This window comes from Stenotrophomonas sp. GD04024 (genome assembly GCF_029837545.1).
Taxonomy (GTDB): Bacteria; Pseudomonadota; Gammaproteobacteria; order Xanthomonadales; family Xanthomonadaceae; genus Stenotrophomonas; species Stenotrophomonas forensis.
On the sequence record NZ_JAOEDV010000106.1, the window covers coordinates 1 to 12,198 of the forward strand.

Below are 12,198 nucleotides of genomic sequence, written 5' to 3' on the forward strand. Positions count from 1 at the left end.
GCATCCGCCCTGGATCAGGCGGCGTTCGGCAGCGTCGCCATGTCGATCACGAAGCGGTAGCGCACATCGTTCTTCGCCATGCGCTCCCAGGCCTCGTTGACGTTCTTGATGTCGATCATCTCGACATCGCTGACGATGCCGTGCTCGGCACAGAAGTCCATCATCTCCTGGGTTTCGGCCATGCCGCCGATCGCCGAACCGGTCAGGTGCTTGCGGCCGAAGATCACGCTGCCACCGGTCAGCGGCGGGTCCAGCTCGGTCAGTACGCCGACCAGGCACATGGTCGCCTCGCGCTTGAGCAGGCCCATGTACGGGTTGGTGTCATGGCCGACCGGGATGGTGTTGAGCAGGAAGTCGAAGCTGCCGGCGTGTGCCTTCATCTGTGCAGCGTCGCGCGAGACCAGCACTTCGTCGGCGCCCAGGCGCTTGGCGTCGGCACCCTTTTCCGGCGTGGTGGTGATCATCACCACGTGCGCGCCGAGTGCCTTGGCAAACTTCACACCCATGTGGCCGAGGCCACCGAGGCCGATCACGCCGACCTTCTGGCCCGGGCCGACCTTCCAGTGGCGCAGCGGCGACCAGGTGGTGATGCCGGCACACAGCAGCGGCGCGGCGGCCTTCAGGTCGAGGGTGTCGGACACCTTCACCACGAAGCGCTGCTCGACCACCACGTGGTCGGAATAGCCGCCGTAGGTCGGTGCACCGCTCTGGCGTTCGCGGCCGTTGTAGGTCCAGGTCGCGCCTTCGGCGCAGTACTGCTCCAGGTCGTGCTCGCAGGCGTCGCAGTGGCGGCACGAGTCGACCATGCAGCCGACGCCGGCGTGGTCGCCGACCTTGAAACGGGTGACGTTGCTGCCGACTTCGGTCACGCGGCCGATGATCTCGTGGCCGGGCACCATCGGGTAGATCGAGCCACCCCAGTCGTCGCGGGCCTGGTGCAGGTCGGAGTGGCAGATGCCGCTGTAGAGGATCTCGATACGGACATCGTCCGGCCCGACCGCGCGGCGTTCGAATTCGTACGGGATCAGCGGGTCGGTATGTGAATGGGCGGCGTAACCACGGGCGAGGGACATGGGGAATCCTTGGCAGGGTTTGTCGAAAGGCGTTTTACAATACGCCCCGTACCCAGCGGCAAGAAGCCCGGATATCGGCATGATTCATCAAGTGAAACTGCACAATCATGGCCACTGACAATCTATCCCACCTTGCCGCGTTCGCGGCGGTCGCCCGTCACCGCAGCTTCCGCCGTGCCGGCGCCGAGCTGGGGCTTTCGACCTCGGCGGTGAGCTACGCGATCCGCGCGCTGGAGGAACGGCTGGGGGTGGGCCTGTTCCATCGCACCACCCGCAGCGTGGCCCTGACCGAGGCCGGGCAACGCCTGCTGGAGCGACTACAGCCGGCCCTGGGCCAGGTGCATGACGCGCTGGAAGAGATGAACCAGTTCCGCGCCGCCCCGGCCGGCCTGCTGCGCATCAACGCCACCCGCGCGGCGGTGGCGACCCAGCTGGGGCCGCGGCTTGCGCGCTTCCTGCACGCGCATCCGGACGTGCGGGTGGAGCTGACCGAGAACGATGGCCTGGTCGATATCGTTGCCGAAGGCTACGACGCCGGCGTGCGCCTGCATGAGTTCATCCCCGAGGACATGGTGGCAGTGCCGATGGGGCCGCCGCTGCGCGGGCTGATCGTCGGCGCGCCGGACTACCTGCGGCGACGTCCAGCCCCGCAGCATCCGCGCGATCTTGCTGCACACGAATGCATCCGCTTCCGCTTCGCCAGCGGCCATCTGTACAAGTGGCAGTTCGAGCGTGGTGGGCAGGCGTTGGAGATCGACGTGCCCGGAAGGCTGACGCTGGGCGAGCAGGGCACCGTGGTCGGCGCGGTGCTTGATGGCATCGGCCTGGCTTACGTGCTGGAAGACACCGCGCGGCCATACATCGACTCGGGGCAGATGGTGGCGGTGCTGGAAGACTGGAGCGAACCGTTCGCCGGTTTCGCGTTGTACTACCCGAAGCAGCGGCAGATGCCGGCGGCGCTGCGTGCGTTCGTGGACATGCTGCGCGAGTGAGTCGCTGCAGGAGTGCCGACCACCGATCGGCACCCACCGGGGCAGGGCATCCCTGGATGGCGCCAGGCTACGGCATCTGCAACACCGGCCCCAACAACGCCACGCACTCATGTAGATGCACGTCCACCGGCGCATCCTCGGCCACCACGCCGATCACGCGCTCGCGCAGTGGCTCGGCCACGGCCATCGCCAGGATCAGCCTTGCCGTGCACGCGTGGTCTGCATCGCGCAGCAACCCGCGCTGCTGCTGCCGCGCCAGCCAGTCGGCCAGCAGCACGCGGCCGCGTTCGATGCCGTTGTGCAGATAGGCCTGCAGCAGCGCGTCCTTGCCGGGGAAGTCGGTGGCGAGCAGGCGGAACACCTGCACTGCCTGCGCCGACAGCGCTTGTGCGCAGACCGCCTGCAGGATCGCGTGCAGCAGCGGCAGCACTTCGTCGGCGTTGCGGGCATCACGCTGCAGCTGCGGCGCGAAGCCGTCGGTCCACTCACGCACCGCCAACCCCACCAGTTCCTCGCGGTTGCTGGCATGGCGGTACACGGTCTTCTTCGCTACCCCGGCATGCGCTGCCACCGCTTCGATGGTGGTCGCTTCGTAACCCTGTGCCAGCAGCAGTTCCAGGGTGGCCTGCAGTACCGCATGGCGGACTTCGGCTTCCGGTCGCGCGGGGCGACCGCGGCGACGGGTCGGCGTTGTGGGCTCGGGCAGGGTGGTGCTGTTCATTGCGCCCCATCTTACCGCATCCGATTAATTGCGAAACGTATATCGTTTCCGTATTGTTGAATCTCCAACCCACAGGAAACGTCGATGGATACCGCTGTGAACGCTCGCGCCTGGCTGGACCACCACGATCTGCTCGACCCGGCGCCGATGCGTCTGGAGACCGGCATCCAGCGCCGCGAAGACGGCACCCTGCGGGTGGCCGTTCGTACCGATCTGCACGGCTGCAAGGGCCGCATGCTCGACTGGTGGTTCACCTTCTTCGAGACCACCCAGCACATCCGCTGGTGGCATCCGCTCGATCACGTCGAGCATCGCGGCTGGGACGCAGCCTGGCAGCGCGGCCGCAGCTACCATGGCGCCAGCATCCATGCGGTGGAATCGCTGGCCGACATTCCGCCGGTGGCAGCGCGGCTGAAGTTTCATGACCCGCGCACGCTGCTTGCACCCGAGCGCCTGCAGGCGGCGCAGGATGCGGGTGATGTGTCGGCGGTGATCGCCGCACGCATCGGTTTTGGCGATCACGTGCGCCTGGATGCGCATGGCGACCCCTGCGATGGGCAGATGTTGCACGTCGCGCGCGATACGCCGTTCGGCTGCGTGCTGCGCAGCCGATTCGTGCTGGGCCTGGACAGCGCCGAACCGCAGCGCGATGCCAGCGATGCGGTCGGACTGGGCCTGCTCAGGCACTGCTACACGGAGTTCAGCTTCCTCTCGCGCCTGCTGCCGTCGCTGTACTACGGCGAGCGCGCCAACGGCGAGGCGGTGCCGTTGCCGTGGTGACCGGCGCGCCGGTCAGTCAACCAGCGCGTCGTAGCCTTCGCCACTGAACTGGATCAGGCAGAAGCCGTGGCCGAACGGATCGGCCAGTACCGCGATGCGACCCCAGCGACGCCCGCGCACCGGCTGCTCCAGCGTCGCCCCGGCCGCAACCGCACGCGCCAGTGCGGCCTCGATATCATCCACCACCCAGTCCAGGTGCAGCGGCGTCCAATGGCGCTCGTAGTCGCGCACGTCGCCGTCTTCGGTGGCGGCGCCGCCTGCCTCGTTGTGCAGCAGGTACAGCGGGGTTGGCCCGCCGAGCAGTTCCACGGCGCCCGGGCCAAGGCGGCGGCCGATGCGCAGGCCGAAGGCTTCGGTGTAGAAGGCTTCAGCCGCGGCCAGATCGGGGACGTCGAGATTGACGATGAACGCTGCGGTGGGCGTATCCATAAGCAGGCTCAGTGGATGCGGGCAGGCAGTGTACGCCCGCATCCACGCATGGCGTGGATCTACTGCGCGCGCGGGTAATCGAGATAGCCGGCTTCGCCGCCACCGTAGTAGCTGCTGCGGTCCGGAGTGGCCAGTGCGATGTCGTGCTGCAGGCGCTCGACCAGATCCGGGTTGGCGATGAACGGTTGGCCAAACGCAGCCAGATCGATGGTACCGGCCTCGACCAGCTGCAGGGCGCGCTCGCGGGTCATGCCGCCAGCCAGGATCAGCGTGCCGCCGTAAGACTGCTTGAACTTCTGCAGGAACGCCTCACCCAGCACCGATTCACCCTGTTGCAGATTGTCGTTGAGGTGCACGTAGGCCAGCCCGCGCTTGCCCAGTTCCTCGGCCAGGTACAGATAGGTGGCTTCGTTGTCGGGGTAGAACGGCATGTCGAAGGTGAGGTTGTTCGGGGCCAGCCGCACGCCGATGCGGTGCGCGCCGATGCGTTCGGCCATCGCATCCACCGTCTCCAGGATCAACCGCGCACGGTTCGGCAGCGAGCCGCCGTAGCGGTCCTCGCGCTGGTTGATGAGCGGGTTGAGGAACTGTTCGAACAGGTAGCCGTTGGCGGCATGCAGTTCGATGCCGTCGAAGCCGGCGGCGATCGCGTTGTCGGCACCGCGCACGAAGTCGTCGACGATGCCTGGAATCTCGGCCGTATCCAGCGCACGTGCCGGAGTGGGATCGGCGTGGCCGCGGCTGCCGTCGTCCAGGTACACGAACGAGGTGTTCTTTGGTGCGCTGGCGACCGGGCGGGTGCCGGCGCTGACCGGCTGGCCACCCCCGGGCTGCAGCGAGGCATGCGACATGCGGCCCACGTGCCAGAGCTGGGCGAAGATCGTGCCCTGCGCGGCATGCACCGCCTGGGTGACCTGCTTCCAACCCGCCACCTGTTCGGCCGACCAGATGCCCGGCACGTCGATGTAGCCCTGGCCCTGCGGCGAGACCGGCGTGCCTTCGCTGATGATCAGGCCGGCACTGGCACGCTGCCGGTAGTACTGCGCGGTGAGGTCGTTGGCGACCGATCCGGGGTTGCGGGCACGGGTCATCGGCGCCATCGCGATGCGGTTGCGCAGGGCAGTGCCGGCCAGGTCGAACGGGTGGAACAGGGCAGCGGTCATGTCGATCATCTCGGTGCGGGGGGAGGGGCGCCAGCGGCGCCATGCACACAGGATGGAGTTGACATGCGGGCGCATAAAGCGCTTCGATTTCCCTTGGTGCGGGACTATTTGTCCCTAATGAGGGATTGAAGATGCTGCCGCTGGAATCCTTGAATGGCCTGGTCACGTTCGTCACCACGGCCCGCTCGGGCAGTTTCACCGAGGCCGCCGATACGCTGGGCATCTCGCGCTCGGCCGTGGGCAAGGCCATCGCCCGGCTGGAAGCGCGGCTGGGCGTGCGCCTGTTCCATCGCACCACGCGGCGCATCGCGCTGACCACCGATGGCGAGGCCTATTACGCTTCGTGTGCGGCCGCGCTGGAAGAGATTTCCGCCGCCGAGGCCTGCCTGGGCTCGGCCGGCCTGCCCAGCGGGCGGCTGCGCATCGACATGCCGTCCTCGTTCGGGCGGCTGGTGGTGCTGCCGGTGCTGTTGCGCCTGTGCCGGCAATACCCGGACCTGCAGCTGACGATGACCTTCACCGATCACTTCGTCGATCCCGTCGAGGAAGGCATCGACCTGCTGATCCGTTTCGGCGGCCTGCACCAGGCCGAGCACCTGGTCGCGCGCCGGCTGGGCCGCCAGCGCCTGGTCACCTGCGCCGCGCCGGCCTACCTGCAGGCGCACGGCGTGCCGGGCAGTGTGGAGGAACTGGCACAGCACCGCAGCATCGTTGGCTTCCGCCACGGGCAGCCGGTGGCGTGGCGCATCGGCAGTGATGATGCCGAAGGAACCTTCATCCCCAACGCGGCCTACCAGCTCAACGACGGCGATGCGGTGATCGACGCCGCCATCGCCGGGCTGGGCATCTGCCAGATGCCGGCGTCGCTGGTACGCCGTCACCTGCAATCCGGCGCGCTGCAATCGGTGCTGGACGCGCACATGCAGCGCCACATCGACATCCACGCGCTGTGGCCGCCAACCCGTCACCTGCGGCCGAAAGTGCGCTACGTGGTGGATGAACTGACGCGGCTGGCGGGCGAGGGGTTGTTCGATTGAGCGCGCGGGATTGAGCCGCCCGGGGCTGCGTGTATACTATCCCCCAGTATAGTTCCGAGGTGGCCCCGCCATGCCGCACTCCCCCGAAGAGAAGAAGAAGGTCCTGGCCCGCGTGCGCCGCATCCGCGGCCAGTGCGACGCGCTCGATCGTGCGCTGGAAGCCGGTGCCGACTGCGGGCCGGTGCTGCAGCAGATCGCCGCCATCCGTGGCGCGGTCAACGGCCTGATGTCCGAGGTGATGGAGGCGCATCTGCGCGAGGAGTTCGGCCAGCCTGCGGCTTCCGATGAACAACGCGCCGAACGCGTGCGCGACATGAGCGCATTGATCCGCTCGTACCTGAAGTAAACGTTGGCGCAACGTCGCGCCGCGCATCCTGTTTCCCTTGCTTTCCTGGAGAATCCACCATGAAGTCCCGTGCCGCCGTCGCCTTTGGTCCCGGCCAGCCGCTGCAGATCGTCGAGATCGACGTCGCCCCGCCGAAGGCCGGCGAAGTGCTGGTCAGGATCACCCATACCGGTGTCTGCCACACCGATGCGTTCACCCTGTCCGGCGATGATCCGGAAGGCCTGTTCCCGGTGGTGCTGGGCCATGAAGGCGCGGGGATCGTGGTGGAAGTGGGCGAGGGCGTGACCAGCGTCAAGCCGGGTGACCACGTGATTCCGCTGTACACCGCCGAGTGCGGCGAGTGCCTGTTCTGCAAGAGCGGCAAGACCAACCTGTGCGTGTCGGTGCGCGCCACCCAGGGCAAGGGCGTGATGCCCGACGGCACCAGCCGCTTCAGCTACAACGGCGAGCCGCTGTACCACTACATGGGCTGCTCGACCTTCAGCGAGTACACCGTGGTGGCTGAGGTGTCGCTGGCGAAGATCAATCCGGACGCGAACCCGGAACACGTCTGCCTGCTCGGCTGCGGCGTCACCACCGGCATCGGCGCGGTGCACAACACCGCCAAGGTGCAGGAAGGCGACAGCGTGGCGGTGTTCGGCCTCGGCGGCATCGGCCTGGCGGTGATCCAGGGTGCGCGCCAGGCCAAGGCCGGCCGCATCATTGCGGTGGACACCAATCCGTCCAAGTTCGAGCTGGCCCGCGAGTTTGGTGCTACCGACTGCATCAACCCGAAGGACCACGACAAGCCCATCCAGCAGGTCATCGTCGAGATGACCACCTGGGGCGTGGACCACAGCTTTGAATGCATCGGCAACGTCAACGTGATGCGCGCGGCGCTGGAATGCGCGCACCGTGGCTGGGGCCAGAGCGTGGTGATCGGCGTGGCCGGTTCTGGGCAGGAAATCTCCACCCGTCCGTTCCAGCTGGTGACCGGCCGCAAGTGGATGGGCACCGCCTTTGGTGGCGTGAAGGGCCGCAGCCAGCTGCCGGGCATGGTCGAGGATGCGATGAAGGGCGATATCGAACTGGCGCCGTTCGTCACCCACACCATGGACCTGGACAAGATCAACGACGCCTTCGACCTGATGCATGAAGGCAAGTCGATCCGTTCGGTGGTCCACTACTAAGCCACGCCGGGGGGCAGGCTTGAAGGCCTGCCACCCCTCGGGAGGAACCCATGGAACGCATCGAACACCGCGCCTGCTTCGGTGGCTGGCAGGACGTCTACCGTCATCATTCGACCACGCTGGGCTGCGACATGCAGTTCGCCGTGTACCTGCCGCCACAGGCGGAGACACAGGTGCTGCCAGTGCTGTACTGGTTGAGCGGGCTGACCTGCACCGAGCAGAATTTCATCACCAAGGCCGGCGCGCAGCGCTATGCGGCCGAGCACGGCGTGATCATCGTTGCGCCCGATACCAGCCCGCGCGGCGATGACGTGGCTGATGCCGAAGGCTACGACATCGGCAAGGGTGCAGGGTTCTACCTCAATGCCACCCGCGCACCGTGGGCGAAGCACTACCGCATGCATGACTATGTGGCGCAGGAACTGCCGGCGCTGATCGAGGCGAGCTTCCCCGCGACCGGCGCGCGTGCGATCAGTGGCCATTCGATGGGCGGCCACGGTGCGCTGGTGATCGCGCTGCGCAACCCGGGGCGCTACCGCAGCGTGTCGGCGTTCTCGCCGATCGTTGCGCCCAGCCACGTGCCGTGGGGGCAGAAGGCGTTCCACGCCTACCTGGGCGACAACCCGGCCGACTGGGCGCAGTGGGATACGTGCGCGCTGGTGGCGACGGCCAGTGAGCGCCTGCCCCTGCTGGTCGACCAGGGCGGGGCCGACGAGTTCCTGCAGACCCAGCTGCAGCCCGAGCGCCTGCAGCAGGCCTGCGATGCCGCCGGCCACCCGCTGACCCTGCGCCTGCAGCCCGGCTACGACCACAGCTACTACTTCATCGCCAGCTTCATCGGCGGGCACGTGGCACACCACGCCCGCGCCCTCCAAGGCTGACACCCCCGGAAAAGGGGACGGAGGGGATTAAGTCGCTTTTGCCATTGTGCCGAAAGCGACTTAATCCCCTCCGTCCCCTTTTTTCTGCGCTGGATCACGCCATCGTGGCGCGACGCCGCGCTATCGTGCGCGCATACGGCCTTGCGGATCGGGGGAGGCATGCCGGTAGTGCTGGCGCTGCTGTACGTGCTGTGCCATGGCTTGGTCGTGGCCCTGTGGCCGGGGGCGACCGGCGTGGGCTCCTTCGTTTTCCTGACCGGCGCGCCGCTGCTGGCGGCGATGGCCTGCCTGTGGCGGGCGCGCCGCGACCGTGCCGCGCTTGGCTGGCGTGCCACGGCGCTGGCGTTGCTGCTGTGGGCCGGCGGCATGGCCTTCAACATGATCGATGCACTCGGCGCCGGCCGCGCCGATATCACGCCGCAGGCCAGCTTGTTCCTGTACGTGCTGTATGGCGTCCCGCTGGTGTTCATCCTGGCCCGCGCGCGCCGTGAGCGGCTGAGCATCAGCCTGATCGACGCCGCGATGGCGGCGCTGCTGGGCGTGCTGTTCTTCGTGCATACGCAATCGTTCGCCGCCCGTATCGATATCGACGATTCGGCGATGGCCAGCATGCAGCGCATGTTCGATATCCAGAACCTGTGCATAGCAGGTTTCGCAGTGGTGCGCTGGCTGGCCGGTGACGTGCCCGAGCGGCGCGGCTTCTTCCGGGTACTGGCGCTGTACGCGCTGGCGTACCTGCTGGTGGCCTACTACATCAACCACTACACATCGGGCGATTCCTTCGGTGCCTACAACGATCTGCTGATCGACCTGCCGTTCCTGCTGCTGGCGTTGCTGGCGTTGAGCCGGGCACCGGTACCGGGCTCGGCGCCGCATCCACGGCTGGCGCGCACCGTGCAGGCTGCAGGGCCGATGATCCTGCCGTTGCTGCTGCTGGTGGTGGGCACGCTGGTGGTCGACCACGCGCGACCGTTGGCGGTCAGTGGCTTCGTGGTGGCCACGCTGGGCTTCGGCCTGCGCAGCATCCTGCTGCAGACCGACCTGATGGAACGCCAGGCCGGCCTGGACCAGCTGGCGCGCCAGGATGGCCTGACCGGGGTTGCCAACCGCCGCGAGTTCGACGCGCTGCTGCTGGCGGAGTGGAACCGCGCACGGCGCAGTGGCAGCCCGCTGGGCCTGCTGCTGGTGGACATCGACCATTTCAAGGCCTTCAACGACCAGCACGGCCATCCGGCTGGCGATCGCTGCCTGCAGGCCGTGGCCGCGGTGTTGAAGGCCATCGCCGGCCGCGCTGGCGACAGCGTGGCGCGCTATGGCGGCGAGGAATTCGCGGTGATCGTGCCTGGAAGCGCGCTGTCGGGCGTGCTGGCGCTGGCCGAACGGCTGCGCGAGGCGGTGGAGGCCCTGCCGCTGCCGGAAGGGTCGGTCAGTATCAGCATCGGCGTGGGCTACCTGCATCCACCGGCCCTGGCCAGTGCCGATCAGTTGCTGGCGGACGCTGATGCCGGCCTGTATGCCGCCAAGCGGGCCGGCCGCAACCAGGTGGTGCTGCACGCGCATGTACTGGATGACGAAGGCAGCACGCACGGCACGATGGATTGCTGAAGGCCATGGTTCCCGTGGTGCCTGCGCGTGCGCATCATCGCTGCCGCAGCCAGCCGCCCGGATCGAGCAGGCGGAGCCCGACCGGTGACAATGAGCGCTGCCGCAGTGGCAGCTTCGCCGCGTGCACCGCGAGTGCACAGCGTGCCAGTTGCCGGCGCAACGGCGCCAGCGTGTCATCGTCGCGGGGGCGTGCGTGCCGCCACTGTGCAATACGCAGCAGGCAGACCAGCAGGTCCAGTTCGCTGGCGGCGATGAACGGCGAGCCGGACCGCAGCAGATCTATCGGCGCGGCAGGCGTGGCCAGCAGCGGCAGCAGATTGATGAACGTGTCGCAGCCCTCGGGATCAAGGCCGAGGTCGCTCAACCCGGCCAGCCCATCGGCCCGCAGGTCGGGCTCGCGCAGTTGGCGTATTGCCGCCAGCAGCGCCTGTTCACCACGACCCAACTGGCGGCCGAATGCCCGGTAGTTGACGCGGGTAGGAAACAAGGGGGAACGGGAGGCCATGGCAGCTAGGGTTGGGGGTCGCGGGTTTCCACCAGCACGGGACAGGGCGCGTGGTCGATGGTCCATTGCCCGATCGACGGTTCGAACAGGCGTTGCAGGCGGGACAGGTGGCGGTGGCCGATCACGATCAGATCGCACTTCAGGCGCTTGGCCTGTTCGCTGATGACTTCGCCGGGGTCGCCGGAGGGAATCTGCGCGATGGCATCGACGCCGCGTTCGCGCAGTTCGGCCAGGGCTTCGGCCAGCACCGCTTCGGCGCGCGAGCGCTGGCGGGCGGCTTCCGGATACTCGATGCGGTCGGCTTCGCTGGCATCGGCGGCCAGCGCGAATTCGGGATCGAGCACGCACAGCAGGTGCAGGCGACTACGCGGGCCGGCGATGGCCGCGGCGAGGTCCAGCACGCGCGCGTGCTGGGGGCCGCCGTCCAGGGCGACCAGCAGGGTATTGAACATGGATGTCTCCTTGGCAGGTTGGGGATGGTGGCCGATGTCACCGCGCGCACCCATGCCGTGCGGCGCAGGCAATACGTGCATGGCATGCAATCGACTTTTACTTGGAGTGTCGTAGAGTCATTCCATTTGTTGGAGACTGCCATGCCCTTGCCCGATCTCAACCTGCTGCTGGCCCTGGATATCCTGCTGGACGAAGGCAGCGTCGCCGGAGCGGCTCGGCGCATGAATCTGAGCGCGCCGGCCATGAGCCGCACCCTGGGGCGGATCCGCGACGCGCTGGGCGACCCGGTGCTGGTACGCGCCGGCCGCGGCCTGGCGCCGACCCCACGCGCGCTGGAACTGCGCGAGCAGGTGCGCGACGTGATCGAGCAGGCCCATCGGGTGTTCAACGAAGGGCGCGAGGTGGACATCCAGACCCTGGAACGTACCTTCAGCATCCGCGCCAACGACGTGTTCATCGGCAGCTACGGCGGCCGCCTGCGGGACGTGTTCCGCGAGCACGCGCCAGGCTGCACGCTGCGGTTCATGCCCGAAGGCGATACCGACGATGACGCGATGGTGCAGGGCCGGATCGACCTGTATATCAGCACTGCCGGCAAGCATACGCAGGAAACCAAGGTGCAGAACCTGTTCACCACGGCCCTGCTGGGCGCAGCGCGCAAGGATCATCCGCTGTTCGACGGCGATATCACCGCCGAACGGTTTGCCGCCTGCGACCACATCGCCGTCTCGCGGCGCGGCATCGCGCATGGGCCGATCGACGACGAACTGGCACAGCTGGGCCTGCAGCGGCGGGTGGCGATGGTCATCCCCACCTTCCATGGCGCGATCTTTGCTGCAGCCGCCTCGGACCTGGTGCTGCCGCAGATGCCCAGCGTGATGCTCGATCGCATCGCCTACATGGGGCTGCCACTGCGCATGTTCCCGTTGCCGGTGCCAGTACGCACGGTGGCGCTGGTGCAGGCCTGGCACCCGCGCATGGACAACGACCCGGCGCACCGCTGGCTGCGCCGTGCGATCAAGAGCATGTGCGACGCCGACGCTG

At 67.6% G+C, this 12,198-nt stretch carries 14 protein-coding genes; 8 read left to right on the forward strand and 6 right to left on the reverse strand.

Annotated elements, in window-relative coordinates; genetic code table 11:
• Nucleotides 1-14: 14 nt before the first annotated feature.
• Nucleotides 15-1,073 (reverse strand): NAD(P)-dependent alcohol dehydrogenase, encoded by a 1,059-nt coding sequence (locus tag N7590_RS20470; RefSeq protein WP_006469517.1) that lies wholly within the window; start codon nt 1,071-1,073, stop codon nt 15-17.
• Nucleotides 1,074-1,180: 107 nt separating this feature from the next.
• Here N7590_RS20470 and N7590_RS20475 point away from each other — a divergent pair, with 107 nt between their 5' ends.
• Complete coding sequence (locus tag N7590_RS20475) at nt 1,181-2,065, forward strand: LysR family transcriptional regulator (RefSeq protein ID WP_164087585.1); 885 nt, start codon at nt 1,181-1,183, stop codon at nt 2,063-2,065.
• Between the two features lie 67 nt (nt 2,066-2,132).
• On the opposite strand, the gene N7590_RS20480 is transcribed toward N7590_RS20475, so the two are convergent.
• Nucleotides 2,133-2,786: a TetR/AcrR family transcriptional regulator gene (locus N7590_RS20480; RefSeq protein WP_164241443.1), complete on the reverse strand. Its 654-nt coding sequence runs from the start codon at nt 2,784-2,786 to the stop codon at nt 2,133-2,135.
• A gap of 84 nt (nt 2,787-2,870) precedes the next feature.
• Here N7590_RS20480 and N7590_RS20485 point away from each other — a divergent pair, with 84 nt between their 5' ends.
• Nucleotides 2,871-3,566, forward strand: a complete 696-nt coding sequence (locus tag N7590_RS20485; protein WP_164241442.1) for a hydrolase — start codon at nt 2,871-2,873, stop codon at nt 3,564-3,566.
• Nucleotides 3,567-3,578: 12 nt separating this feature from the next.
• Here the strand turns inward: N7590_RS20485 and N7590_RS20490 are convergent, their stop codons facing one another.
• Nucleotides 3,579-3,995, reverse strand: coding sequence for a VOC family protein (locus N7590_RS20490; protein WP_164241441.1), 417 nt, complete (start codon nt 3,993-3,995; stop codon nt 3,579-3,581).
• A gap of 59 nt (nt 3,996-4,054) precedes the next feature.
• Nucleotides 4,055-5,158 (reverse strand): alkene reductase, encoded by a 1,104-nt coding sequence (locus N7590_RS20495; RefSeq protein WP_164241440.1) that lies wholly within the window; start codon nt 5,156-5,158, stop codon nt 4,055-4,057.
• A gap of 131 nt (nt 5,159-5,289) precedes the next feature.
• Between N7590_RS20495 and N7590_RS20500 the strand changes: the two genes are divergently transcribed.
• From N7590_RS20500 to N7590_RS20520, 5 genes are all read left to right on the forward strand, one after another.
• Nucleotides 5,290-6,195, forward strand: a complete 906-nt coding sequence (locus tag N7590_RS20500) for a LysR family transcriptional regulator (protein ID WP_053450772.1) — start codon at nt 5,290-5,292, stop codon at nt 6,193-6,195.
• A 70-nt stretch (nt 6,196-6,265) separates the two neighbouring features.
• Nucleotides 6,266-6,541, forward strand: a complete 276-nt coding sequence (gene frmR / locus N7590_RS20505; protein ID WP_005411009.1) for a formaldehyde-responsive transcriptional repressor FrmR — start codon at nt 6,266-6,268, stop codon at nt 6,539-6,541.
• Nucleotides 6,542-6,600: 59 nt separating this feature from the next.
• On the forward strand, nt 6,601-7,710 hold the full coding sequence (locus N7590_RS20510) for an S-(hydroxymethyl)glutathione dehydrogenase/class III alcohol dehydrogenase (RefSeq protein WP_053509608.1): 1,110 nt from the start codon (nt 6,601-6,603) through the stop codon (nt 7,708-7,710).
• Between the two features lie 50 nt (nt 7,711-7,760).
• On the forward strand, nt 7,761-8,591 hold the full coding sequence (fghA, locus tag N7590_RS20515) for an S-formylglutathione hydrolase (RefSeq protein ID WP_164241439.1): 831 nt from the start codon (nt 7,761-7,763) through the stop codon (nt 8,589-8,591).
• Between the two features lie 159 nt (nt 8,592-8,750).
• Nucleotides 8,751-10,196 (forward strand): GGDEF domain-containing protein, encoded by a 1,446-nt coding sequence (locus tag N7590_RS20520; RefSeq protein WP_053450768.1) that lies wholly within the window; start codon nt 8,751-8,753, stop codon nt 10,194-10,196.
• Between the two features lie 34 nt (nt 10,197-10,230).
• Here N7590_RS20520 and N7590_RS20525 read toward each other — a convergent pair whose 3' ends face one another.
• Together N7590_RS20525 and N7590_RS20530 are read right to left on the reverse strand one after the other, a co-directional pair.
• Entirely contained in the window at nt 10,231-10,701 is a 471-nt protein-coding gene (locus N7590_RS20525; RefSeq protein ID WP_164241438.1) for a hypothetical protein, read from the reverse strand.
• Between the two features lie 5 nt (nt 10,702-10,706).
• Nucleotides 10,707-11,153, reverse strand: coding sequence for a universal stress protein (locus N7590_RS20530; RefSeq protein ID WP_053450766.1), 447 nt, complete (start codon nt 11,151-11,153; stop codon nt 10,707-10,709).
• A gap of 141 nt (nt 11,154-11,294) precedes the next feature.
• Here N7590_RS20530 and N7590_RS20535 point away from each other — a divergent pair.
• A partial coding sequence (locus N7590_RS20535; RefSeq protein ID WP_279935846.1) for a LysR family transcriptional regulator occupies nt 11,295-12,198 on the forward strand: 904 nt, incomplete at its 3' end.